A 25577-nucleotide genomic window follows, 5' to 3' on the forward strand; every position below is an offset into this window, starting at 1 on the left:
TTACCTTTTAGATAGAACCTTTTGCCTGGAGTCATTTTTGTTTTAAAATAGAAGTATTAAAACTTGAGGTGATGAGGATGCTTTCTAAACATGATTCTATTCAGCGAGATCAACTTGAAATGATTACTTTAGATCAACTGGTGCCACCGAACCATTTGGTTCGTAAAATAGAGGCTGCCATTGACTTCACTTTCATTTATGACTTGGTGAAAGATATGTATTCAGAGATAGGACGCCCAAGTATTGATCCCGTTATTTTAGTTAAACTGACTTTCATTCAATATACCTTCGGTATTCGTTCCATGCGTAAAACGATTGAAGAAGTTGAAACCAATATGGCTTACCGTTGGTTCTTAGGCTATGGTTTCCATGAAAAAGCACCTCATTTCTCTACATTTGGGAAAAATTACGAACGACGCTTTAAAGATACAGACGTGTTTGAACAGATTTTCTATCGCATTTAATGACAGCTGCTAATAAAAAGTTAATAAGTGCTGAACACGTTTTCGTGGATTCCACACATGTGAAGGCCAGTGCGAATAAACGGAAATTTGAAAAGAAAATCGTTCGTAAAGAAACACGAGCGTATCAAGGACGTCTTCAAGAAGAAATCAATCAAGATCGTGAAAACCATGGAAAAAAGCCTTTTCCACCAGATAAATTTGATAAAGAAGAGACCAAAGAGATTAAAGAAAGTACAACGGATTCTGAGAGTGGCTACTATGTGAAAGATGAACGAACAAAACAGTTTGCCTATTCATTCCACGCGGCCGCAGACCGCAACGGTTTTGTATTGGGAACGATTGTAACAACTGGAAATATACATGACAGCCAGATCTTAGAGCCACTAGTTGAACAAGTGATTGGGAAAGTTGGAAAACCGGAAGCCGTTGCCGCAGATGCAGCTTATAAAACACCAGCGATTACAAGCTACCTATTTAACAAAGAAATCATACCGGCTTTACCTTATACACGTCCTCGCACTAAAGAAGGATTTTTCCGCAAACAGGACTATGTGTACAATGAACATTTTGATTGTTACCTTTGCCCTTCGGGCGAGCTATTAAAGTACTCAACAACAAATAAAGAGGGCTATCGCGAGTATAAATCCCCCAAACACATCTGTGCAACGTGCTTATTTTTATCTCGGTGTACAGAAAGCAAAGACTGTCAAAAAGAGGGTGACACGGCATATCTGGCAAACACATGTGGAAGAAGCAGATCATCTGCGTCATCATCAAGATGTAAAACCTATATATGCGAAGCGTAAAGAAACGATTGAGCGTGTATTCGCAGATGCAAAAGAAAAGCATGGTATGCGTTGGACTACTTTAAGGGGACTTAAAAAATTGTCGATGCAGGCGATGCTTACTTTCGCTGCCATTAATTTAAAGAAGATGGCCAATTGGACATGGCGAGGTCCAAAAATGGCATAACATAGTGGGCTCGAAGAGCCCAATCTCTTAACTTTAGGCGAAAATTTAAATGAAATTTCAAAAAGGGTTCAGAATTTTTTAATTCCGAACCCCTTTTGTCTACAAACTGAGGCACCCATAATTGGGGTGCTTTTTTATTTTCGCTTCATGCTGCGTTTCGATTTTTTTGTAAAACATGGAGATTAGATGAAGTTTGAAGATGGTTTGGAATTTTCGAAAAATATTGAAATAAACAATAAGGGAGATTATACTCTATTTAAGGAATTTTTTCCTTAAACTATCCTAAAAAAAATGGATGTTATGTAAATTGAATGAAAAAGGGGTTGTAGTGGGTGTCTCAAACGATAATGATTCATGATTTGATCGAGGCTGTTAAAGATGAAGTGGTGGCTTGGAGAAGATATTTACATAAGTATCCAGAGCTTTCTTTTCAGGAGGAAAAAACAGCACAATTTGTTTATGAAAAGCTGCAAGCTTTTGGTGAATTGGAAATTTCACGTCCGACAAAGACGAGTATTATGGCTCGTTTGATCGGTCAGCAGCCTGGGAAGGTTATTGCACTGCGGGCAGATATGGATGCGCTTCCAATTGAAGAAGAAAATGATTTTGACTTTGTGTCACAGAATTCAGGAGTTATGCATGCTTGCGGACATGATGGGCATACGGCGATGCTGCTTGGTACAGCAAAAGTTCTTACACAGTTAAAGGATCAAATTAAAGGGGAGGTGCGCTTTTTATTTCAACATGCTGAGGAACTGCCGCCCGGTGGAGCTCAAGAAATGGTGAAAGCCGGTGTGCTTGATGGAGTGGATATGATCATAGGCACCCATCTCTTGTCGACTCTTCCTTTAGGGAAAATTGGTTTGGGCTACGGTCCGGTGATGGCTGGAGCTGATACTTTTAACATTACCGTGGTGGGGAAAGGGGGGCACGCCTCACAGCCTGAACTTACCGTCGATCCCATATCGATTGGATCACAGATTGTATCGAATCTCCAGCATATTGTTTCGAGGTATCGGGATGCCCAGGAAGCCCTTGTGATTTCAGTGACCCAGTTCCATGCGGGAAGTGCGGTTAATGTCATTCCAAGTAGTGTAAGCATTGGTGGATCAGTTCGAAGCTTCAATCCGGAACTGAGGGAAAACGTTCCAAACTATATCGACCGCATAGTAAAAGGGATTACGGAAGCGCATGGAGCCACTTATGAATTCGATTATCAGTTTGGTTATGCCCCTACCATTAATGATGAAGAAGTTACCCGATTGATGGACGAAACGATCTGTGAAGTATTTGGTGAAGTAAGTCGAGAGATTTTAAAGCCGATTATGGGAAGTGAAGATTTCTCTGCTTTTCAAAAAGTAGTTCCGGGATCCTATATTGTAATAGGGGCCCGTAATGAAGAAAAAGGGATAATACATCCTCACCATCATCCTAAATTCACGATCGATGAACAGGCTTTACAATATGGGGTGAAGTTATATGTTCATGGGACTTTGAAAATGTTAAATCTAACATATTAGGGGGATAAGAGTTTGAAAAAAATATATTGGCTCGGAATTATCCCGTTTCTTGGCTTTATTGTGGGCGCTTTGTTTACAAATAAAGTGACTCCCTATGTTCTGGGAATGCCATTTTTTCATTTTTGGATTGTACTCTGGTCTGTGCTGACCACAGGTATAATGGGGGTTATTTACCTACTGGATCCTGCTAATCAGAAGGGAGATTCAAGATGAATATTGCCGTTTTTTTTATCCTGTTTTTTTTCGTCATTTCTGTTTTGATCGGTATCCAGGCTAAAAAAGGGAAAGAAATGAACTTGGAACAATGGTCGGTTGGAGGACGCGGGATGGGAGCCCTATTGATTTTCCTCTTGTCCGCTGGTGAAATGTATACAACCTTTACCTTTTTGGGTGCAAGTGGATCTGCTTATGGGGAAGGGGGTTCCATCTTTAGTATCGTATCATATGGCTGCCTGGCTACAGTGATCTCCTATTGGACATTTCCTGCTATCTGGAGGTATGCAAAGAAACACCAATTAGTTTCCCAATCTGATTTTTTTGTAAAAAAATATCAAAGTCCTTATCTTGGTGTGCTTGTTGCGGTTATAGGCGTTGTAGCTTGTACTTGCTACTTAGTGCTGCAATTGAAGGGGTTAGGATATATCGTTTCAGCAACATCCTATGGGGCAATCTCTTCTACAGCTGCCATTTGGGCCGGAGCAATTGGCGTTACTATTTTTGTAATGGTTTCCGGCATTCACGGCTCTGCGAGGACAGCTATTTTGAAGGATATTCTGATTCTTGGCATTGTCGTATTTTTAGGAGTTTATTTCCCACTTCATTATTACGGCGGGCTCCAACCTATGTATGAGGCAATTGAAAATGCAAAGCCGAACTATACCATACTTCCAGATCAGGGAATGAGCGTTTCATGGTATATATCCACTGTTATATTAAGCTCTATTGGATTTTATATGTGGCCGCACGGGTTTTCTCCTATATATGCTGCCTCTAGCGAAAAAGCTTTACGGAAAAACGCAATCCTAATGCCCATGTACCAATTGATATTATTGTTTGCCTTTTTTGTTGGATTTGCAGCGATTTTACAGATGCCTGGATTAAAAGGCGGCGAAGCCGATCAAATCTTGCTGCAGCTATCTAAACAGGATTTTGATCCATGGTTTGTGGGCTTAATCGGTGGAACTGGCGTGTTAGCCGCTTTAGTGCCAAGTTCCATGCTCTTGATGTCCATATCAACAATGCTTGCAAAAAATGTATATAGCGTATTCACTCCATCAGCAACGGAAAAACAGATTGCAAAACTGGTAAAATACTTGGTTCCCCTAATTTCTCTCTTAGGGATTTACTTGACCTTTAAAGGTGGAAATTCGCTCTTTAGTCTCGCTCTAATCGCCTATAATTTCATTACACAACTTGCTCCTGCCTTTTTCGCAAGTTTGATGAGAAAGAATTTTGTAACCAAACATGGAGCATTTGCCGGGATAATAACAGGAGGGGTGCTAGTTTCTATTATGGAACTGGGGAACATGAAAATCAGTCAACTATTTCCTCATCTTCCTCAAGCAATTAAAGACCTGAATGTAGGAATTATTGCCCTATTTGTCAATATCGTAGTCTTGGTGGTGGTTAGCTTGATGACAAAAAACATTAATTATACTCATCAAGGTACCGATAGTTTGGAAACGACAACGGAAGGGCACAAGTTTCCAACACCAAAAGAATCAAATAGCTAACTTAGCATGATTAATAATTTCACTTACGATATGATAATGAAAAATGAATGCGCTCTTTTCTGGGGGCAGTTTTGCAGGACGCTATTTACAGTTCGGATAACGCCGATAATGATTTGGACTTTCTGGAATCAAAGTTGTCCGTGCACATATGCTTGACCGCTTTCTGCCCAATAACAAAGAAGATGATCCACAAAAGGAACAAACCGGTCTGAATATGGCCGGTTTGTTTCAGTTAATTACTCAGTTTTGGAACTTTGATCTTTATTTCTTTTATTTCCTTTACTGTTGTCCCCACTAACAGGAGCTTGCCCGTGTAATTGCGGTGAATTTTGATTACGGCTGCCTTTATTGAATTTTTTTGTCATGTCTCACATCTCCTTTCTTTTTTCAAATACAGTTTGTCCCTTTTTGGTGATCTTATGTTTTCACTTGGTAAGAACATCAAATTCAAGTGATATTCAAACCATTGTTTCAAAGATAAAAACCGAAAATTGCCTTTCAGGATATAGGCATGTGATAAAAATATTTTTACGTACAATAAGAAAAAAACATGAACCTTGAGATGCAGGGAGGAAACGCATTTCTTTCACACTGCATCTAAGGCCAGAGTAAGATTTTGTTGAAAAAGAGTCGTTCACCAATTCCAAACTGGTGGATATCATCACGTAATGAAGGAGGGTCAATTTAAGTGGGTGATTTTTCCGGAAATTACCTCGGTAGAATTTCGTACTAATTTTGGAATGACAAAAACTGATTTTGGTATGTACCTTATGAAGGGCCTGTCGAATATTTGCTCCACAATTACTAGCACTTGTACCATTAATTCGACATGAGGGAGCTTTTCTAGGTTACTGCTTTTTTTCTTAATTAGTGCCATTTATTTTTCATGCTCTTTCAAAAAGGCTGTTTTCGCATAATTTCCCCTCCAGAGATGCTCGCTTTCCGCGGGGCGGACGGTGAGCCTCCTCGGCGTAAACGCCTGTGGGGTCTCACCTGTCCCGCTGCTCCCGCAGGAGTCTCGCACTTGCGCTACAATCAACCTTAAATCGTTTAGTTTTTAAAAACAACTATCGTTACGAAAAGAGCCTTCAAAAAAGTTTATTAGCATATAATTTAATAGTGGGACAGAGTATCTCAGAGGAAATATAAAAAACAAAAGGCAGATTGATTCTGCCTTTTGTTTTTAGTTTTAAAAATTCCCCTGTTAGTCTTTCTAAACTATATTGATTATTCCTATTCATGATTTAAAAGGAATTTGGGGAAACCAAAGAACCTGAGCCTATACACTATAACCAGCTTTCATTCAACCCGAACACCTGAACCCGGGGGAGAAGCAATTCTCAATTGTTATTTTTATGGCCGTCATTACTTGTAATGTCATTTTTGTTTAAAAATTCAATGATTCCATTCACCAATCCAGGGGATAAAGGTAGTTCAGGATTTGTATAGGTTGCTAAATTTCCCTTTCGATCTTCAGGGGCTTCTTTCAATACATGATTCATCTTTTCAAGTATAAGTAATTCAGAATCTTTTTTTTCTTTATGCAATGCTTTTGCGTTGGTTGCCGGCACTTGAATATCTCTATTACCGTTCACGATCAGAACAGGGATGTTCAGTTCCTTTACTAATTCTATCGGGTTATATTGAATCCATGATATCATGTAAGGTTGAACAGAAGGTCGGAATACACTTTGTAAATCAGCACTGACAGTCCCGACTTGTTTTCCTTGCTTTAGCTTTGCCAGTATATCTTTGGATTCCGTTAATAACGTCGGTGTCAATTGCTCTTCAAGCTGTTTAATGAGTACTTGGTCAATGGATTCGCCTGCACCCGCCAATGAAATGAATATGTCTGTTTCCGTTTTCTTTGCGGCTGCCATCCCAATTAAAGAGCCTTCACTATGGCCGATGATGCCAACTTTGGAAAAACGGCCATCCTTTTTGGCAAATTGAGCCCAAGCAGCTGCATCATCAATATATTGTTCAAATCTCAGGTCCTTTTCTTTTCCTGCCAATTGCATATTTTCGCCAATTCCGCGCTTATCATACCTAATGCTTGCGATACCTTTTTCTGCAAGACTCTCGGCTAACATTTTTAAACTATTATTTTTTCCGGGATTTGCATAGGAGTTACCATCTTTATCGGTCGGACCAGAACCCGCAATTATAATCATAACAGGAAAAGGCCCTTCATTTTTTGGTGTTTCCAAAAGGCCTTTTATGGTTCCGTTCTTTAAGTCAGCCTGCACGATTTCACCTGTTTCTTTCTTTTCAACTGTCTGATCGGATTTCTTAAGCAATTCAAAGGGGAACGCTTGCCCATTTTGAACAAATGTCCCTGAAATCCTTTCCTTATCTACTTTCCCATCAAACGTTATTTTCTGATTTTGGATATCCATATTAAAAAACAAGTCTGGATTGCTTAACTTTACGCTTGTTAAGGGGAATTCGTTCAACCCTTGTACAGGAATGCTTATCGTTCCATCTTTCTTTGTGAAATGAACAATGATTGGAAGCGGTTGATTTGGAATCTTAATATCTCCCTCCCACCTGCCTTCAATAGCTTTCAATGAGCTCACTTCCTTCGATTTCTCTTCCACCTCTACCGTGTCCTTGGTTCTGCAACCTACCATTAATACAAAAGCACTTACGATAAAACATATAATCGCCAAAGGTCTTTTCATTTGAGCAATCCCTTTCTTTAATAATTAGAGATAAACATGTAAAGTGTCTCTTTGTTTCATTCATTCATATCCGTCTTCATTATAAGTAAGTTTTAATATATAATTCCAATATTTTCCCTTAAAATGATGTTTATTTTTCCAGTTTACCCTTTTAAATATGGTGGCAATATGGGACGTTTTAAAAAAATATCGAAGAGACATTCAACCAGACTGTCTTAATCGGGAGCGCTTAAGTCGGTGTTTTTCTCATGGTACTCTTTTAAAGGTAAGATATTAGGTCAAAATTAGAATGATTTGAATCAAACATTGACATCTAAAAGAAACTCTTTTAAAGTGGATTTGTAAATTAAATATCCTCGTTAGGTGAGGCTCCTGTGTAGGAGATACGCTACTGCCCAAAAATGTCGAAAGACGCCAATGGGTCAACAGAAACCATCGACATAAGGTGGTTTTTAATGTAGCTGGCTTTGTCCTATGCCACACAGTGCTAAAGCTCTACGAATGGAGGAACTGGATTTATGCTTGTATTTGTCATTCAGTCATATACGACTGTTTGTATTTGTCATCCAGGCAATGTACGCATATAAACCGTATTAAGCACCTCCATTTGTAATGGAGGTGCTTTTATTTTTTTCTGGAGGTGAGGATAGTGGGGAACTATTCACGACGATATATTCGAAGCTTAATGAAAATTGAATGAACACAAAGAGTTTGGGAAGGGGAATAATAATATTTTTTTATCCTTGATATTTAAGGGAAATATTTTTTGGCTCCCCTAAAAAGGAGTGAGTGACGAAATGATAAAAATCCTGACGGAAGATCAAATGACTTTACAAATCATAAAAGTATTAAAAGAAGGAAAAAAGAAAGAATTTCAAGCAATATTAGAAGAACTCCAACCATATGACATTGCGCGAATTTTTGAGGGGCTTCCAGAAAAACATCATACACGTTTCTTGTTATTACTTGATTCAGAACAAATCGCTGAACTGATTCAAGAAGTTGAAAAGGTTCATCAATTGAAAATCCTTAGTAAATTAGGAATAGAGAAATCCGGCCACGTAATGGATCTAATGGATAATGATGATCTAGCTTCATTGTTAGAGGACCTATCCCCTGAAAAAATTGAAGAACTTCTTTCAGGTATGAAACAAGAAGAATCAAAAATCGTTCAAAATATCATGAATTATCCACCTGAAACGGCAGGGCGAATAATGACAAACCGTTTCGTATGGATACCCCAACATTATACGGTTCGAGAATCAGTTGAAAAGCTGAAAATCTTTGCAGAGTTTTCGGAAACGATCAATTATCTTTATGTAATAGATAATGATAAAAAATTAGTAGGTGTTGTGTCATATCGGGATTTAATAATAAATGATGAATCTGAAAAAATTCAAGATATTATGTATAGCCGGGTTATCTCCGTATCTGCTTATGAAGACCAGGAAGAGGTAGCGCGTGTTATTGAGCGATATGATTTTTTAGCAATTCCTGTAGTTGAAAAAAATAATGAGTTATTAGGAATTGTGACCGTCGATGATATTATTGATGTTGTCATTAAGGAAGCGAATGAAGATATTGAAAAATTATCGGCTTCGGGTAAAGCTATAGACTTTGACACGAAGGCACACGTGGCCGCATATCGTCGGCTACCCTGGCTTATTTTACTTTTATTTATCGGATTAGTGTCCGGAACTATAATAAGCGGTTTTGAAGAAACATTGTCCAAAGTTGTTGCACTTGCTTTCTTCATGCCGATGATCGCAGGGATGACTGGAAATACAGGTACTCAATCTTTAGCTGTTGTTGTAAGAGGCCTAATCACCAGTGATACGGATAAAGGTGTCGTAACCAGACTTATTATACGGGAAATGAAAGTTGGATTGATAATAGGAATTACCTGTGGAATATTAATTTCCATCATTGCTTATGTTTGGCAGGGAAATCCCGTTCTGGGATTAGTGGTTGGAAGTTCGTTAGTGATGACCCTAATTATCGGGACGTTAGCTGGGACCATTATTCCTTTGATATTATATAAATTCAACATAGATCCTGCAGTTGCTTCTGGTCCGCTAATTACAACATTGAATGATATACTTTCGTTACTCATTTACTTTGGAATTGCAACGATGTTTATTTCAAAATTGATGTAGACTTTCCAGTAAACCAAGTTCACATATGCTTGTAAAGTTTTTTTAAGTGTGAACTCAGTCTCAAAGATTTCAGAACAAAATGTCCATGCCGACGTTTTAAATCGGGATTATAGATAAGAAGAAAAAAAGTAGCTGCTGAGCTTGAACATTTGCCAAGCAGATTAAAAAAAGCTGCGGCCTTTTCCGGTATCCAAAAGGGGAAAGGCCGTTAAATTTTCCTGGGAAGCGAACCGTATAATATAGAAGTCTACGTACATGATTTATTCTTAAACGAACATTGAAGGTAAAAAAGTCATTTGCTGATGACCTTTATATGAAAGAGAAACATGGGACATAATAGGTCGTAGCAAGTTTAGGATTTTCAGGAAAGGCTACATAAAGAGTGTTATGGAAGCAATAGCCAATCATATTCTTTGACCTATGAACTTCATCAGTGATACGCTTCTTTTCGAAATTACGTATTTAAAACCAAGGAGGAACAATGATGACACAAACCAAACAGCAAATGATCACCCTGGCAAATCGTCCAAAAGGTATGCCTTCGAAAGGGGATTTTAACTTTGTTGAGAGTGACGTTCCCACACCAAAGGATAATGAGATTTTAGTACGTACACTATATTTATCTGTCGATCCATACATGCGTGGCAGAATGCAAGATACAAAATCATATATTGCTCCATTTGAATTGAATAAGGTTATCACCGGTGGAGTGGTTGCTGAAGTTGTTGAGTCCAAATCGAATTCCTTCAAACAAGGGGATGTCGTTGTTGGGAATATCGACTGGGCAGAATACACAGTTGTCACTGAAAAGGAAATCCGCGTGATTGATCCCAAGGTGGCTCCGGTCACAACTCATTTAGGGATTCTTGGAATGACCGGTTTAACTGCATATTTTGGCTTGCTTGATATTGGTAAACCTCAAGAAGGTGAAACTGTAGTGGTTTCAGGAGCGGCTGGAGCAGTTGGTTCAGCAGTCGGACAAATTGCTAAGATTAAAGGTGCGAAGGTTGTTGGCATCGCCGGTTCAGATGAAAAACTTGAGTACTTAACGAAAGAGCTCGGATTTGATGGAGCCGTAAATTATAAAAGAGATAGTTTTAAGACAGATTTAGCTAATGCTGTTCCCGATGGAGTCGATGTTTATTTCGATAATGTGGGCGGCGAGGTGTCCGATGCTGTTTTCACACTTTTGAATGCAAATGCCCGAATTCCATTATGCGGAGCGATTTCCTCCTATAATGCAGAAGGGAAAGATCTAGGACCGCGTCTGCAATCGGCGATGATCAAAACGAGTGCCCTTATGAAAGGTTTCACAGTTGGGAATTATGCCGCTAGATTCCAAGAGGGGGCTACGGATTTAGGTAAGTGGCTTCAAGAAGGAAAGCTGAAGTATGAAGAAACGATTATTGAAGGGTTCGAAAACACACCTGATGCCTTTTTAGGTTTATTTAAAGGAACGAACCTCGGTAAACAGCTTGTAAAAGTTGCTGAACCTGAATTCGCTCAACTATAAGATTAGGGAACAAAGTGGAGGCGGAATCTTGTTTGACCTTTGAAAATGAGGGTGTATTAAAAGAGCTGTTATTTCAAAAAAATCCCGTTAAACCAATAATAGAGGTCGAAGCACATCTTTCAGCTAAATTGATGTGCTTCGACCTTTTTTATTTGGATATAGGGGTGTCCATTCCTGATCATTTACAAAGCATGTCCTTCATGAAAGATAATCAACCTTAGGAATAAAATATGCAAAGAATTCTCTGTATTTTCATATGTTGGGATCAATGTCGTTTTCGGACAATTTGTTGTTATGAATAACATCCGAGATAAGAGAGTTATATATATATCATCAATAATTTCGATACTAGTCACTAACACATGAAAGGCCGTGTTTGTCTACATATCTGTTGAAGTCATGACAGTGATGTTCCTTTTTGAGAGTCAAGGACTTCGATACGTATGGAAATCATACGAAAAGTAGGTGAAAAACAAAGGTTTTAAAGAATTCCTTACCCTTTACCGTATCTTTTGTTCCATATGAAGGATATTAAAAAAGGGTCTCTATAAACATAGCTCTCGACATAATGATATGATAAAGTAAAGAATAGTTACCTAGGTAATCATTTGATGAAAGGGAAAATTGAAATGAGTAAAAATAAGCAAGGGACATCTTCAAAATCCCTGAAGTTGGATGTAATACATACGACATTTAAACAGGCTTTTGAATTAAAAAAGAATCCATTTCCTTGGATAAAAGCTTTAAGTGCAGGGATAGCGGCTGCCTTACCTGTTTTAATTGGCTTATTATTCGGCAATTTAGCATACGGTTTACTGGCAGGAATAGGCGGGTTCACTTATTTATACGTATTTAACCAACCGTATTACCAAAGAGCTAAAAAGACTTTCTTTGTGATGGTGGGTCTTGCTTTATCTGTTGTATTAGGGACACTTTTGGCTCCATACCAATTGGGAACAGCCATAATGATGGGGATCATCGGGGGAAGTGTTTTTTTTATTTTTGGTGCATTAAAGATTACCGGTCCTTCGGCGGTTTTCTTTGTCTTGAGTTTTGCGCTAGCGACAGGTATGCCCATTGATCAGACGCTTGCGCCGTTGCGTGGAGGTCTTGTTTTATTGGGGGGGGCACTGTCTTGGATAATCTGTATGTTAGGTTGGTTTTTCAATCCTCATGGACCAGAAAAGCTTGCGGTGGAAAAGGTGTACAGAGAATTGGGTGCATTCTTTGATTCGCTAGGCACCGGGGGATTCAATGCAGCAAGACAAAGAACGGTATTGGCGATGAAACAAGCGGAAGATACATTGTTAGCCAGGTTTTCAAACAGGCGAAGCTCAGACATGTTAAAGCGGTTGTTTCTATTGAATGACCAGGCAAATGTCATTTTCCTGGAAGCATTGGAACTATCCTTGCATAAAAAGGCTGTGCTACCGCCAGAATTAGGACAATCGGTACGTGCCTTGGCCGACTCCATTGCATCTAAAACTAAAAATGAATCAAAAATTCTTCAGCCGGACCAAATGGAACTAGAGGTGGAAAAGCTATTCGTTGAAATTTACAATGCAGATGCCATCATGAATGAACCGGTTAGTAAAATCCACCAAGAAGCTTCAATCTCAAAGCCTTCATTAAAAACGATTTTTCTTGGGGCGTTCGACAAGAACTCGATTGTCTTTCTCTCTTCCATTCGATATGGAACAATCCTTACCATTGCCGCCATCATCGCCTATTCCGCTGATTTTAACCGTTCGTATTGGATTCCCTTATCATGTGCAGCCGTTATGTCAGGTGCGACCATTGTTGCCACATTTCATCGTGCGGTACAAAGGACCTTCGGGACAATCATCGGACTCCTATTAGCAAGCTTAATTCTTGCATCCGTTCATAACGAGTTCATTATCGTTCTGATCATTTTGTGTTTGACAATCATTACAGAGCTTTTCATCGTACGGAATTATGGATTGGCGGCGATGTTTTTTACCCCTTCAGCTTTAATCATGGCGGAATATTCAACTCAAAGCTATGATTTTAGTTTTTTTGCGACCGTAAGAATAACCGATATCGTCGTTGGGAGCATGATAGGTCTTCTTGGATCGCTGTTAATCGGCAGTCAATCGGCCTCAAGCCTTCTCAATCATTTGATGGCCAAAACAATTCGAAGCCAGGGGCAATTTCTGTTGGTGGCGTTCTCTGGACATGATAATGGACTTGCAATCGATGAAAGCAGTGAAAGGAACAAAATGCAAACCAATATGGTGAATCTATTAACGGTCTACAATGCGGCTCTTGGTGAGATATTCAAAAACAAGGCTAGACTGGAATCTCTTTGGCCCGTGATATTTTCGATAGAACAGTTGGGATATTATTTAAATGCAAGCTTGAAATTCTCTGATTGGTCGGTACTTTCAGAGCGTGAACTTGCTCAATTACTGTATGTTTTTGAAACAATGGCAATCGCTGCAGATAAGGGGAGGTCACTTACTAATAAAGTGGTTCCGGAAATTGAAGGGTACTCAAAAATCCGCCACGAAATTTTGGATCTTCAAAAAGCACTTCGATTTAGCGGTGAAGCAACGAGCTAATCAATCTAGTGATTCTAAAAAGGGAGTTCTTATTGGAATCTCATTCGCCACTGTTAATAGGAAGAAATTTGCAGGATTATAGAAAAGTCTGTAAAAATGCCGGTTTTCATTATAAAATGTATTTACAAACAGAAAGGTGATGAACCATGTCAAACGTTGCTAAATTTCGTGATTTTTTAACTAGTGAGAAAATCTATATGAATGAGTTGAAAGAAGATGGCACCACCTTTTTTAGAGCCGAGCAAAAGTTAAAGGACGGGTGGAAGGTCCTTTTAGTATTTGCTTTCAATCAAGATGAAAATGTGGCGGACTTATTTTGCTTTAATGTCGCCGAGTTAAAGAATCCTGATAAGAAACAGGATGTACATACACTGTTGAATGAATATAATGCTAATTTTAGGTATTCAAAGCTGTATGAAGAAAATGGGACCATTTCCATTCGGTATTCATACTCCATTGAGGGGGACATCGTACCGGATCTGGCATTCAGGAAGTTAATCATGCTGCTTGAAACGGCACAGCAGGTTTATCCGCGGTTAATGGAAGTCATTTGGTCTTAAATCATCATATAGGATGAAAAAGTTCTCTGAATCAGGGGACTTTTAACATCTTTACTAGAGTGAATGAATATATTAACGTTACAATACATTAATTATTAAATTTTTTTAAAAGAACTATTGCATTTTTTCACATTAAACTATATAATTAATTTTGTTAGTAATTCGACAAAGTTCTACAAGGATATGCGGGTGTAGTTTAGTGGTAAAACCTCAGCCTTCCAAGCTGATGATGAGGGTTCGATTCCCTTCACCCGCTCCAATACATACTCATAACGTAGGGTTTCGTTACCTGGAGAACGAAGCTTTGCGTTTAAATATTATTACAAGAATTCTACTGTTTACAGTGGGATTTTTTTATTGTCCCAATTAACTACATTCTATGGAGGCGGTAATGCCGGATGTCATACCGTAACTATTTATTGTGATCCTTCATCTGGAAGAGTGGGGATTTCGATGCAGAACAAACTTGTTCAAAGAGATTAACTACGTAAGTAGAATCAGTTTGAATAGGTGTGTGCTTTTATTGTCCAAACTGAAAAAGTTGTGTAATTAGGTATGACCGAACGGTTGAATAAAAGGATATTCGCGCACGGGTTTTATTTATCCATATAAGTTAGGGAAAAGCATGAAAAGACCCCTTCCGATTGTGGAAAGGGCTTATTTCCGTTCAGTTTTAATTATCCTTCTACAATCGAGTAAGTTCCTACACCCCCATGGATCTCAAGGAACATGTCCATTAAGGATTTCGTTAGCTGATTTGCTTCGGTGATTGGAGTATTGGGCTGTAAATATATGATTTGGATGGCCTTTTTCGTTCCTTCGGTGACTTTCGTGCGTTCTGAATCAACGTAAGGACTTCCGAATGCGCCATCATGGTCGGCTGATGTAATCATATTTTCCATGGAATTCAAGCGGCCATTCAATCCCTCATAACCATCTGACCCTTCGCCAATCTTTATCGAGATGTCTCCTGATAATTTGTCCGCATCATAAATGCCGATCGGAACTTCATATAACAGCGAGAAGAAGTTATTCAAATCGATGGCTGAATGGATGGGTGCCAAGTAATTCTGTTTTTTTATGCGGCGGTAAAGGGCTTCCACGGAGGGGCGATACCGTGACGGGTTTGTTCCTGTAGCCTTGAAAATCTCCCGCCACGCTTTAATGCCGGAAAAGTCGGTCAATTCCTTTTCTTCAAGGTCGAAGAAAAGTGCTTCCTGAAATAGTTGAAGTCTTCCTTTCACCATTTGCGGGGAGGGACCTACTTCGATGTTTTCATATGTAATGATCCCAACTTTGAATTCAGGGATTTTACTGCTTAGATTAGCTGATATAGTAATTTCCAACCGTTTCACCTCCAAAAATGATTGCAATTAGTTTATCATAGATAGCAATGGTTTGAAATGGATTCAAGCTTCAATGGGAATACTGAATGAAGTAGGTGATTAGTATGGATATGAACTTATTCAAGCAAGAAGTTATTTTATATAGTAAGGAAATCGGCATTGATAAAATCGGCTTTACATCAGCCACGGCTTTTACCGAATTGAAAGGTAGGCTGATACGTCAACAGAAGCTGGATTATCAGTCAGGGTTTGAAGAAACCGATATAGAAAAGAGGGTAAGCCCTGAATTGATATTCGATAAACCGCAATCCATCATTTCGATTGCGCTTGCTTATCCTTCGAAATTGAAGGATGCTCCGCAAAGTACAAAAAGTGAGCGACGCGGGATCTTTTGCAGGGCTTCTTGGGGAACGGATTATCATACCGTTCTTCGAAATAGATTGCAGTTACTTGAGAATTTCATTAAAGATAAAGTGCCAGGGGCATTGACGAAATCCATGGTTGATACGGGTGAATTATCAGATAGGGCAGTGGCTGAGCGTGCGGGAATTGGCTGGAGTGGAAAAAACAGTATGATCATCACTCCGGAATTCGGGTCTTATGTATATTTGGGGGACATGATTACAAACCTGCCATTTGAACCTGATCAACCGATGGAAGATCAATGCGGGACATGCAATAAATGTGTCGATGTTTGCCCGACTGGTGCGCTTGTTCAGGGCGGGCAGCTAAATTCCAAGCGTTGCATTGCATTCTTAACCCAGACAAAAGGTTTCCTTCCGGATGAGTTCAGGACGAAAATAGGCAATCGTTTGTATGGTTGTGATACATGCCAGACAGTTTGTCCGAAAAACAAAGGAATGGATTTTCATTTCCATGAAGAGATGGAACCCGACCCCGAGCTGGCGAAACCGCTGTTGAAACCACTGCTTACGATTTCAAATCGGGACTTTAAAGAGAAATACGGCCATGTATCTGGCTCTTGGCGTGGTAAAAAGCCAATCCAACGAAATGCCATTTTAGCACTGGCCCACTTCAAAGATGAAACGGCATTACCCCAATTGATACAGGTCATGAAGGAAGATCCAAGGCCTGTAATACGAGGAACTGCGGCTTGGGCAGTTGGGAAAATTGGCCGGGAGCAGGCCGTTTCCATTCTGGAGGAAGCAAGAATGAAGGAAACGGATGAAGAGGTACTGGCGGAAATTGAGAAAGGACTGCAGTTTACCTTGGAAACAAAATGATATTTAAGATGTAGAGGCTGTCCCATAAGACGTAAATGACTTTTGGGGCAGCTTCTTTCTCTTTTTTCTAGTTATGGACATTACCACTGAAGGTAACCGGATAGCTGTCATTTTATATTCTAAGTAGTAGTCTTTTGTAGTAAATACATTATTGAACAGAAGATAAAACCAGTATCGATTATCAGCAGAACTTACATCCCCATAATAAGATTGCTGTTATACGGGTATATTTGTTACGGCATCTACCAATTCATACTTAAGGTGAACTGCAGCACCGCTTATTTCGGACACTTTCCATTCTGAATAACTAGTTGTTATGCTATTCCTATGGTGGGGATATTTGTATATATATAAATATATATACCTGTGGGTACCTAAAAAGAGAGATTATTGGGCTGTTAATAATCAGCAAATCGTTAGCTCTCGAAGCATGACTGTCCAAATTTAAATGACTTGAGTCCCCCCTATCCCTCTTAACGTGGAGGAAACTGGTCATCTTGTCTTTTATCTATATACAAAGTGCCATCACTTTGTATTTCAGCATAAAATACATCTTGTAGGCATACACCAAACTGCTGTAATTGCGTTTCCAACCAGTTTTGGTTTAAACTCAGTTTACTTAAATTATGAGGAATGATTTTTCCATCCACAATAATTTCTGTAGGTATGTATAATGGTTTCACATAAGTAATATCCTTTTTGGAAACACTCTGGCTATCCACTTTTTTTAAGACAGACAATTGACCATTTGGTTCTAAAACGGCATAGTTTACCTCTTGCATGGAGAATATGCTTTGTTCTCGCAATAGCATGCTAAGGTCATCCATGTTTAATTTTTCCCCTTTCAAAGCTTTCTCTAGGATTTTTCCATCTTTGATTACAATTGTAGGTTCGCCGTCAAGTATTATACGAGTTTTTGGAGATTTTAAATTAATAAAGCTTACAAGAATAGTGAGTACGGACCAACCGATTAAACTAACGAAGGCGTCAACCATATCAATACTTGTATCAATTGTGATGGAAGCAGCCACCGCGCCGATAGTGATACCTGTAATATAGTTGAAGTAAGTCAACTGACTTACTTGTTTTTTTCCCATAATTCGAGTAATCAATAGTAAAACCACAAAAGCAGCGACCACCCTACTTAACACTTCAATAATGCTCAAAATTTCCGTCTCCAATCTGGTCTAATCAAGTTAGAAAATTGTGTATTCATTCTTATAATTTCCCCAATATTACTTTGATTATAATTCAGCATAAAAAAGCCATACTGTAATCGACCCATACGGAAAGGCTTCACACGTGACTTTAAAATTTATGAATGTAAGGGTTGTTTGGATTGCCCTTTAAAATCAAAAGGCGAGGGAAATCGTCAGGTGCATTTTAATCCCCTTCGCACATACACATTAGCATAGATGGTAAGAAGGAGGGCATGAACTTGAGGGAACAATTGCAACGCCTTTTACAAGAAAGAGTGGAGTTTTATACTTCCGATGATTTGGAGCGGAGTGAAAGGAAGTTACATTTGAAGAGGGAAATGATGAGGAACCGTGCTGCTGAAATTGTTCGGGTGAATGCGGCAGGGAAGGTGCATTCGAGGAAAAAGGAAGATAATGATACAGTCCTGACATATCATGTGCATCTGCAATATTTATTGAAACAGGAGGATTCATTTTATATAGAAGAAGAAATGGAAGAAAGGGAGGCCCGGTTTCGAAATGGGTATATAGTGGATGAACGTGAGCTTTTTCCCACCTTTGAAACCGAAGAGGCACCGCCAAAATGTGATCCAGGCGCAGATCGTCTCGCATATAAATATGATCGGATGAAGGCCGTCCAATATGCCGAGCGTTGGTGGAATGAATTCAATCCGGCCTATCATAAATTCACTGATGATTGTACGAATTTCATTTCACAATGTTTACATGCGGGAGGAATACCGATGTGGGGGGCGCCAAACAAAAATAAGGGCTGGTGGATAAGGGGAAAAAGCTGGAGTTACACATGGACGACGGCCCATTCCTTATATCATCTGCTTAAAGCCGGGAATGTCATCAGGACAAAGCGGGTGGAGTCGGCCAAGGAATTGAATTTGGGTGATATCCTCTGCATAGATTTCGAAGGCGACGGACGGTTTGATCATAACTTGATTGTTACGGCGAAGGATCAGGACGGGATGCCGCTTGTGAATGCACATACGATGAACAGCCGTCACCGATATTGGACGTATGAAGATTCGACCAGGTATACACCGAACATCGTTTATAAATTCTTTGTGATTTTGGATGGAGGGTGATTGGTTTTTAGTCTTTTTTGTTTAATGCTATAATTAAGGTGAAGTTCAAACTAGAGGTGAAAATGAAGTGTCAATACATGTAGTTTTATATCAACCACAGATTCCAGCAAATACAGGAAATATCGCAAGAACATGTGCAGGGACGGATACGTCTTTACATCTCATCCGCCCGCTCGGTTTCTCGACGGATGACAAACAGCTTAAACGGGCCGGTCTCGATTATTGGGAAAATGTAAAGATCCATTATTATGATTCGTTAGAAGAGTTTTATGAAAGAAATGCCGGCGGTGAATTTTATTACTTAACGAAATTTGGAGAGCAGCCGCATTCCAGCTTCGATTACAGTGATCAAGACAGTGAAATATACTTCATTTTTGGCCGTGAAACGACGGGTCTTCCGAAAGAATTGATCAAAGAAAATATGGATCGGTGCCTGCGGATTCCGATGACGGATAAAGTACGTTCCCTTAATCTGTCGAACACGGCTGCCATCTTGGTTTATGAAGCACTGAGACAGCAAAATTACCGTGAATTGGATTTGAAAACAAAAGGTTGAGTTTCACCAATGTCATACTGTCATCGGGGACATTTGAGCCCCGATGATGGATATTTTACATATTCTTAAGGGGTGGGAGCATTGAATAACATTATTGAGAAGATTTTAGATCACCGTTCCATTCGTTCTTTTGAGGACAAGTTATTGTCTGAGGAACAAATCAATACGATTGTGGAATGTGCCCAAGCGGCATCGACTTCAAGCTATATCCAAGCGTATTCAATCATAGGGGTAACCGATCCCGATAAGAAAGCCAAGCTTGCTGAACTTGCCGGACCACAATCATATGTAGAGAAGAATGGACATCTATTCGTCTTTTGCGCCGATTTATATCGTCAGGATAGGGTTTCCGAAATGGAAAACACGGACCTGTCCGAATCGATTGAAAGTACGGAGAAATTCATGGTTGCCTGTATCGATGCTGCTCTTGCGGCTCAAAATGCAGCATTGGCAGCAGAATCGATGGATCTTGGCATTTGCTATATAGGCGGGATCCGCAATAATCTCCCGGAAGTGTCAGCAATTTTGAATATACCGCATCGCGTTATACCATTATTCGGTTTAGTGGTCGGATATCCGAAAAACCGTTCGGATAAAAAGCCGCGTTTGCCGCTGGCCAATATCTATCATGAAAATGGATATCAGGAGGATAAGCAAGAGTTCATCGGACAACTTGAAGAGTATAATGAAACGATTTCGAGCTATTACGAGCAACGGACTAAAGGTAAACGAAAAGACACCTGGACCGGTCAAATGGCTGTAATGCTTGGAAAGAAAAGCAGGTTGTACATGAAAGATTATGTTGAAAAACAAGGTTTTAAGAAACATTGATAGATGAAATTGCTTATTAGGAATATTCTTGCCTTCCCATAAATGACATCTTTCAAAGTCCTGAATATGGGCCAAGCGGTAAAGATCCCGGAAATGTTTCTGGGATCTTTACCGTTTTCATTTATATACGGCTCGGCTCAAGAAACCCCGGCAGAATTTCTTCTTATATGCCCATGAAATTACCATTGACAATATATATAGATAGAATTATAGTAATTAGGTAATGGATAATGATAATCATTTTCATTTGAGTTTTTACTTATCTATTTTTCAGTAAATGGAGGTTAAAAAATGGTTCGCCTATATACAGAGAATTTAAATATTGGTTATGGTGAACGTTTAATTGTAAAAGATCTCAGTGTGGAAATTCCAGATAAAAAAATCACAACGATCATCGGTTCAAATGGATGTGGAAAATCCACACTTTTGAAAGCGATCACCAGGATCATTCCAAATCAATCAGGTTCGGTTGTTTTAGATGGAGTGAATATTTCAAAAGAAAGCACTAAGATCCTTGCAAGAAAAATGGCCATACTTCCGCAGACACCCGAGAGTGCAAGCGGATTGACGGTTGGGGAGCTCGTATCATATGGGCGTTTTCCCTATCAAAAAGGTTTTGGGCGCCTGACCCAAAAAGACTATGATGTGATTGATTGGGCACTTGAAGTGACCGGAACGAAAGACTTTAAGTTCCGTCCGGTGGATGCTCTTTCAGGAGGTCAGCGCCAGCGTGTTTGGATTGCCATGGCCCTTGCCCAGGAAACGGAAATCATTTTCCTTGATGAGCCGACCACTTATTTGGATATGGCGCATCAACTGGAGGTTCTAGAATTATTACAGAAGCTGAATGTAGAACAGGGACGTACAATCGTCATGGTTCTTCATGATTTAAACCAGGCTGCTCGCTTTGCCGACTATATCATTGCCTTAAAGGACGGGGAAATAGTGAAAGCGGGTGATTGCGAAGAAGTCATCACTCATGAAGTGCTTAAGGAAGTATTCCATATTGATGCGGTAATCGGGCGAGATCAACGAACGAACAAACCAATGTGCAGCACATACAATTTATTAAAAGGAGATTTGACAACAAATGAAAAAGATAATGATCCCGTTTATACTGCTGTTAGTGTTAATTATTAGTGCTTGTGGTAACGAGTCAACCGAAAAAGAAAAAAGCACCGCTTCAAAAAAGGGAAAATCAGGTACCATCACATATCAATCTGAAAATGGTCCTGTTGAAGTTCCGGCAGATCCTCAGCGTGTTTTAGTACTATCATCTTTCGCAGGTAACGTAATGGCATTGGATGTTAACCTTGTAGGGGTTGATTCGTGGTCTAAAATGAACCCGAACTTTAAAGAGTTAAAAAATGTCGAGGAAGTAACGGACGAAAACCTGGAAAAAATCATCGAGTTGAATCCGGATTTAATCATTGGTTTATCAACGATTAAAAATGTGGATAAATTAAAGGAAATTGCTCCAACTGTAACGTATACATACGGAAAAGTGGACTATTTAACACAACATGTAGAAATTGGTAAACTTTTGAATAAAGAAAAAGAAGCTCAAGCATGGGTGGATGATTTCAAAAAACGGGCAAAAACAACCGGTGATGAAATTAAGGCTAAAATTGGAGAAGATGCTACCGTTTCCGTTTTCGAAAAGTTTGACAAACAGTTCTATGTATACGGCGATAATTGGGGCCGTGGAACGGAAATCCTTTATCAAGAAATGAAATTGGGCATGCCGGAAAAGGTAAAAGAAACGGCATTGAAAGATGGTTACTTTGCCTTATCATTAGAAGTCCTGAAAGACTATGCCGGTGATTATGTGATTTTGAGCAATAACAAAGATCAGGACAATTCATTCCAGCAAACAGATACGTTTAAAAACATACCTGCCGTTAAAAACAATCAACTATATGAAGCTGATGCAAAAAAATTCTACTTCAATGATCCAATAACATTAGAATATCAATTAGACTTCTTTTCCAAAAGTTTTCTTGGAAAATAATACAGCGAGGGAGAGGGATTCCAATTCCTCTCCTTTTATTCTATAAAAAAGAGATGAGAGAGACAGATGACTAATGAAAATCAACGTTTCATCCCATTTATATATAAACTGATCATAGGGATCGCTCTATTCATAGGCATGTTCATTATTTCAATGGCATTTGGTGCTGCGGATGTTACCGTAAAAGATGTCTGGCAAGCACTGACATCAAATGCTGCTGGTGAAAAGCTTTCAATCATTCGGGAAATCCGTTTCCCTCGAGAAGTGGGGGCAATCTTTGTGGGTGCAGCACTTGCCGTTTCCGGTGCCATCATGCAGGGAATGACTAGGAATCCACTTGCTGATCCGGGGTTGCTTGGATTGACGGCAGGAGCCAATGCAGGTCTCGCCATTACTTTGGCATTTATTCCAAATGCCAATAATTTAGGAATCATGATTGCGTGTTTCATAGGTTCTGCTGTGGGGGCAACCATGGTTTTCGGGATCGGTGCTATGAAAAAGGGAGGATTTTCTCCATTACGGATCGTATTGGCTGGTGCTGCAGTCTCTGCATTCCTTTTTGCCGTTTCGCAAGGGGTCGGCCTATATTTCAAAGTATCAAAAGATGTATCGATGTGGACTGCAGGCGGGAATATCGGAACATCATGGGACCAGCTTCGTGTAATCGTCCCGTTCATTTTAATAGGCATCCTTATCTCCCTTATCTTTTCCAGACAGCTCACCATACTGAGCTTAAGTGAAGAAGTGGCGGTAGGATTAGGTCAAAAGACCACACAAATAAAGGCGGTTCTCTTCGTAGTCATCATTCTCCTGGCAGGCGCTGCCGTTGCACTTGTTGGGAATATGGTATTCATCGGGTTAATGGTCCCCCATATGGTCCGGGCTTTCGTGGGTACGGATTATCGATTCATCCTGCCTATGTCTGCGATTTTAGGGGCCACTTTCATGCTACTTGCCGATACGATCGGCCGTACAATCAATTCTCCATATGAAACACCTGTGGTAGCGATTGTTGCGATGATAGGTTTACCTTTCTTCCTCCTAATCGTGCGTAAAGGAGGTAAAGCATTTTCATGATCCAGTCAGCTCTAGTCAAAAAACAGCGATGGATAGTAGGTGCACTATCCGCACTCATTATCATTACAATCATTATAGGGACGTGTTCGGGATATTCGAATCTTTCTTTAGGGAGACTGATTCCAACGCTTTTCGGGCAAGGGACATTTAAAGAGGAATTCATATTATTTTCCGTCCGATTACCACGAATCATCATTACCATTTTAGCAGGCATGGCTCTTGCACTGTCGGGAGCCATCCTTCAAGGAATCACACGTAATGATTTAGCCGACCCTGGAATCATCGGGATCAACTCAGGAGCCGGTGTTGCCATAGCCGCTTTCTTTCTGTTTTTCCCGCTTGACGCTGGATCGTTTGTTTATATGGTTCCGCTTGTCGGTTTTATCGGCGCGTTATTGACGGCCTGCTTAATATATATCCTCTCATTTAAGAGAAGGAGCGGCCTTGAACCCGTTCGGTTAGTATTGATAGGGGTTGGTTTTTCAATGGCGCTTTCAGGCCTGATGATTGTCCTCATTTCATCAGCGGAACGAGCCAAAGTCGATTTCATCGCAAAATGGTTGGCGGGAAATATATGGGGAACGGATTGGCCTTTCATTTGGGCAGTTCTTCCATGGTTAATTATCCTCATTCCATTCACTTTATATAAAGCAAATCGTTTGAATCTGCTTGGTTTAAGTGAACCGGTAGCAATTGGGGTCGGTGTTTCGATTGAAAAGGAGCGGATCATATTGCTAATCACGGCTGTAGCACTGGCCGCTGCTGCCGTTTCTGTTACAGGCGGAATTGCATTCATTGGACTTATGTCCCCGCATATAGCAAAATCTTTGGTAGGACCTCGAAATCAACTATTCATTCCGGTTGCCATTTTACTCGGCGGATGGCTATTGTTGCTTGCCGATACAATTGGCCGTAATATAATTGAACCAGAGGGGATTCCTGCAGGTATCATGGTTGCATTGATCGGTGCTCCTTATTTCATGTATTTATTGTTGAAAAAATAAAATCTTGCAAAAATCCCCTGAAATTTTTCAGGGGATTTGATGTCTTTTCAATGCTTCCGTTTTTGGTTTTAATCAGGATTATGTATATCTAATTATTTCATCAGGACTCAATCGTTTCGCTTCGAAATAAAACACTTGAATAAACTTTTTTGTATTTACCCGGGTAGGTGTAAGGACTATTGTTGAATCATTTTGCAGTTCTTTCATCTTTTGACGAACGACTGTGAAATCAAAAAATTTAGAAGCGTAATTTTCAAACTTCGGATTTGAAAAATCCGTTAAACCGAGCGAAGCAAAATGATTTAACGAATGGTTAATCGTTCTGCGTATTCGCTGTTCGGCAGCTTTTATTTCCCGGTTGATATCAACCTGCAAAGCTGATGTGCCGAGCTTTTTTTTGGTGATTTCTACAAAGATATCTTTAAGGGTCGGGAAATGCCTTCCAAAAGTAAAAGTCCGTTCATACATAAATAAATATTGCAGCATTTCGATTAAATCTTTTGCACCCTTTTCTCCAACGATCCCTAATTCCGATAAAAGGAACTCACCCACCTCTCTTATACTTTTTTCATTATAACGATTGGATTTATCAACTTTTGGCTGTTCAAAGTTCAATACACTGTTTAATGAGGCCTGGATATTTGTGATCGATCTTTCTAAATGAATGCGTTCCATGACTTTTCGGATGACTGTTAATATTTCAATACGATTGATTGGTTTAGTAATATAATAATCGATTCCAAGTGAGTATGCCTCACCAATCAGATCCTTTGATTCAACCTGCGAAATCATTATTATTTTCCCGTTAAATGTATTTTTTATATGACGAAGTGTCTCAATGCCATCCCGGATCGGCATTAATAAATCAATAAATAGTATATCGATTTGTTTTAAATTCAAAATATGTCCTTCTAATAGACTTCCATCCTCGGCTTCCTCCACCACTTCTCCTAAATCTTCGCTCTCAATAATTTGGCTCAAGTTTGAACGTATCGCACAATCATCATCTGTTATAAAAAAACGCATGG

The 25577-nt window shown here is 39.6% G+C and carries 21 protein-coding genes, 1 tRNA gene, 1 pseudogene and 1 riboswitch; of the genes and pseudogenes, 18 read left to right on the forward strand and 5 right to left on the reverse strand.

Annotated elements, in window-relative coordinates; genetic code table 11:
- Window positions 1–77: 77 nt before the first annotated feature.
- The 4 genes and pseudogenes from JNUCC41_RS13315 (at window position 78) to JNUCC41_RS13330 (ending at window position 4689) form a co-directional block, all read left to right on the forward strand.
- Window positions 78–1436 (forward strand): annotated as a pseudogene (locus JNUCC41_RS13315) (IS1182 family transposase).
- A 347-nt stretch (window positions 1437–1783) separates the two neighbouring features.
- Window positions 1784–2956 carry a M20 family metallopeptidase gene (locus tag JNUCC41_RS13320; protein WP_192208156.1) on the forward strand — a complete coding sequence of 391 codons (1173 nt, stop codon included), beginning with the start codon at window positions 1784–1786 and terminating at the stop codon, window positions 2954–2956.
- A gap of 12 nt (window positions 2957–2968) precedes the next feature.
- Window positions 2969–3169 carry a DUF3311 domain-containing protein gene (locus tag JNUCC41_RS13325; protein WP_192207968.1) on the forward strand — a complete coding sequence of 67 codons (201 nt, stop codon included), beginning with the start codon at window positions 2969–2971 and terminating at the stop codon, window positions 3167–3169.
- Complete coding sequence (locus tag JNUCC41_RS13330; protein WP_192207969.1) at window positions 3166–4689, forward strand: sodium:solute symporter family protein; 1524 nt, start codon at window positions 3166–3168, stop codon at window positions 4687–4689. Before JNUCC41_RS13325 ends, JNUCC41_RS13330 begins: the two co-directional genes overlap by 4 nt.
- A 236-nt stretch (window positions 4690–4925) precedes the next feature.
- Here the strand turns inward: JNUCC41_RS13330 and JNUCC41_RS27075 are convergent, their stop codons facing one another.
- Both JNUCC41_RS27075 and JNUCC41_RS13335 read right to left on the reverse strand, forming a co-directional pair.
- On the reverse strand, window positions 4926–5054 hold the full coding sequence (locus JNUCC41_RS27075; protein WP_255256698.1) for a hypothetical protein: 129 nt from the start codon (window positions 5052–5054) through the stop codon (window positions 4926–4928).
- Between the two features lie 975 nt (window positions 5055–6029).
- Window positions 6030–7373 (reverse strand): alpha/beta hydrolase family protein, encoded by a 1344-nt coding sequence (locus JNUCC41_RS13335; protein WP_192207970.1) that lies wholly within the window; start codon window positions 7371–7373, stop codon window positions 6030–6032.
- Between the two features lie 348 nt (window positions 7374–7721).
- Window positions 7722–7887: riboswitch (M-box (ykoK) riboswitch) on the forward strand.
- A gap of 283 nt (window positions 7888–8170) precedes the next feature.
- Between JNUCC41_RS13335 and mgtE the strand changes: the two genes are divergently transcribed.
- The 6 genes from mgtE (at window position 8171) to JNUCC41_RS13365 (ending at window position 14443) form a co-directional block, all read left to right on the forward strand.
- Window positions 8171–9529 (forward strand): magnesium transporter, encoded by a 1359-nt coding sequence (gene mgtE / locus JNUCC41_RS13340; protein ID WP_192207971.1) that lies wholly within the window; start codon window positions 8171–8173, stop codon window positions 9527–9529.
- Window positions 9530–10013: 484 nt separating this feature from the next.
- Entirely contained in the window at window positions 10014–11042 is a 1029-nt protein-coding gene (locus JNUCC41_RS13345) for an NADP-dependent oxidoreductase (RefSeq protein WP_192207972.1), read from the forward strand.
- 32 nt (window positions 11043–11074) lie between these two features.
- The gene (locus JNUCC41_RS13350; protein WP_192207973.1) at window positions 11075–11263 is read left to right on the forward strand and encodes a hypothetical protein; all 189 of its coding nucleotides are present in this window, start codon (window positions 11075–11077) and stop codon (window positions 11261–11263) included.
- A gap of 408 nt (window positions 11264–11671) precedes the next feature.
- Window positions 11672–13624: an FUSC family protein gene (locus tag JNUCC41_RS13355; protein WP_192207974.1), complete on the forward strand. Its 1953-nt coding sequence runs from the start codon at window positions 11672–11674 to the stop codon at window positions 13622–13624.
- A 146-nt stretch (window positions 13625–13770) separates the two neighbouring features.
- Window positions 13771–14184, forward strand: coding sequence for a YbjN domain-containing protein (locus JNUCC41_RS13360; RefSeq protein WP_192207975.1), 414 nt, complete (start codon window positions 13771–13773; stop codon window positions 14182–14184).
- 185 nt (window positions 14185–14369) lie between these two features.
- A tRNA-Gly gene (locus JNUCC41_RS13365) sits at window positions 14370–14443 on the forward strand.
- A gap of 418 nt (window positions 14444–14861) precedes the next feature.
- On the opposite strand, the gene JNUCC41_RS13370 is transcribed toward JNUCC41_RS13365, so the two are convergent.
- On the reverse strand, window positions 14862–15530 hold the full coding sequence (locus JNUCC41_RS13370) for a B3/B4 domain-containing protein (protein ID WP_192207976.1): 669 nt from the start codon (window positions 15528–15530) through the stop codon (window positions 14862–14864).
- A 104-nt stretch (window positions 15531–15634) separates the two neighbouring features.
- Here JNUCC41_RS13370 and queG point away from each other — a divergent pair, with 104 nt between their 5' ends.
- Window positions 15635–16774 carry a tRNA epoxyqueuosine(34) reductase QueG gene (gene queG, locus JNUCC41_RS13375; protein WP_192207977.1) on the forward strand — a complete coding sequence of 380 codons (1140 nt, stop codon included), beginning with the start codon at window positions 15635–15637 and terminating at the stop codon, window positions 16772–16774.
- A 473-nt stretch (window positions 16775–17247) separates the two neighbouring features.
- On the opposite strand, the gene JNUCC41_RS13380 is transcribed toward queG, so the two are convergent.
- The gene (locus JNUCC41_RS13380) at window positions 17248–17940 is read right to left on the reverse strand and encodes a DUF421 domain-containing protein (RefSeq protein ID WP_228467327.1); all 693 of its coding nucleotides are present in this window, start codon (window positions 17938–17940) and stop codon (window positions 17248–17250) included.
- Window positions 17941–18212: 272 nt separating this feature from the next.
- Between JNUCC41_RS13380 and JNUCC41_RS13385 the strand changes: the two genes are divergently transcribed.
- The 7 genes from JNUCC41_RS13385 to JNUCC41_RS13415 all read left to right on the forward strand — a co-directional run bounded on the left by JNUCC41_RS13385 (window position 18213) and on the right by JNUCC41_RS13415 (window position 24549).
- Window positions 18213–19070, forward strand: a complete 858-nt coding sequence (locus JNUCC41_RS13385) for an amidase domain-containing protein (protein ID WP_192203428.1) — start codon at window positions 18213–18215, stop codon at window positions 19068–19070.
- 67 nt (window positions 19071–19137) lie between these two features.
- Window positions 19138–19626, forward strand: coding sequence for a tRNA (uridine(34)/cytosine(34)/5-carboxymethylaminomethyluridine(34)-2'-O)-methyltransferase TrmL (gene trmL / locus JNUCC41_RS13390; protein WP_192203429.1), 489 nt, complete (start codon window positions 19138–19140; stop codon window positions 19624–19626).
- An 81-nt stretch (window positions 19627–19707) separates the two neighbouring features.
- Complete coding sequence (gene nfsA / locus JNUCC41_RS13395) at window positions 19708–20457, forward strand: oxygen-insensitive NADPH nitroreductase (protein WP_192203430.1); 750 nt, start codon at window positions 19708–19710, stop codon at window positions 20455–20457.
- A gap of 291 nt (window positions 20458–20748) precedes the next feature.
- Window positions 20749–21597, forward strand: a complete 849-nt coding sequence (locus tag JNUCC41_RS13400; RefSeq protein ID WP_192203431.1) for an ABC transporter ATP-binding protein — start codon at window positions 20749–20751, stop codon at window positions 21595–21597.
- Window positions 21548–22468 carry an iron-hydroxamate ABC transporter substrate-binding protein gene (locus tag JNUCC41_RS13405; protein WP_192203432.1) on the forward strand — a complete coding sequence of 307 codons (921 nt, stop codon included), beginning with the start codon at window positions 21548–21550 and terminating at the stop codon, window positions 22466–22468. The genes JNUCC41_RS13400 and JNUCC41_RS13405 overlap by 50 nt, the downstream gene beginning before the upstream one ends.
- Before the next feature lie 66 nt (window positions 22469–22534).
- Window positions 22535–23545, forward strand: coding sequence for a FecCD family ABC transporter permease (locus JNUCC41_RS13410; RefSeq protein WP_141993803.1), 1011 nt, complete (start codon window positions 22535–22537; stop codon window positions 23543–23545).
- Window positions 23542–24549: a FecCD family ABC transporter permease gene (locus tag JNUCC41_RS13415; protein ID WP_192203433.1), complete on the forward strand. Its 1008-nt coding sequence runs from the start codon at window positions 23542–23544 to the stop codon at window positions 24547–24549. The genes JNUCC41_RS13410 and JNUCC41_RS13415 overlap by 4 nt, the downstream gene beginning before the upstream one ends.
- 78 nt (window positions 24550–24627) lie before the next feature.
- On the opposite strand, the gene JNUCC41_RS13420 is transcribed toward JNUCC41_RS13415, so the two are convergent.
- Window positions 24628–25575, reverse strand: a complete 948-nt coding sequence (locus JNUCC41_RS13420) for a response regulator (protein ID WP_192203434.1) — start codon at window positions 25573–25575, stop codon at window positions 24628–24630.
- Between the last annotated feature and the right edge of the window lie 2 nt (window positions 25576–25577).

This window comes from Brevibacillus sp. JNUCC-41 (genome assembly GCF_014844095.1).
In the GTDB taxonomy this organism is placed as follows: Bacteria; Bacillota; Bacilli; order Bacillales; family DSM-1321; genus Peribacillus; species Peribacillus aracenensis.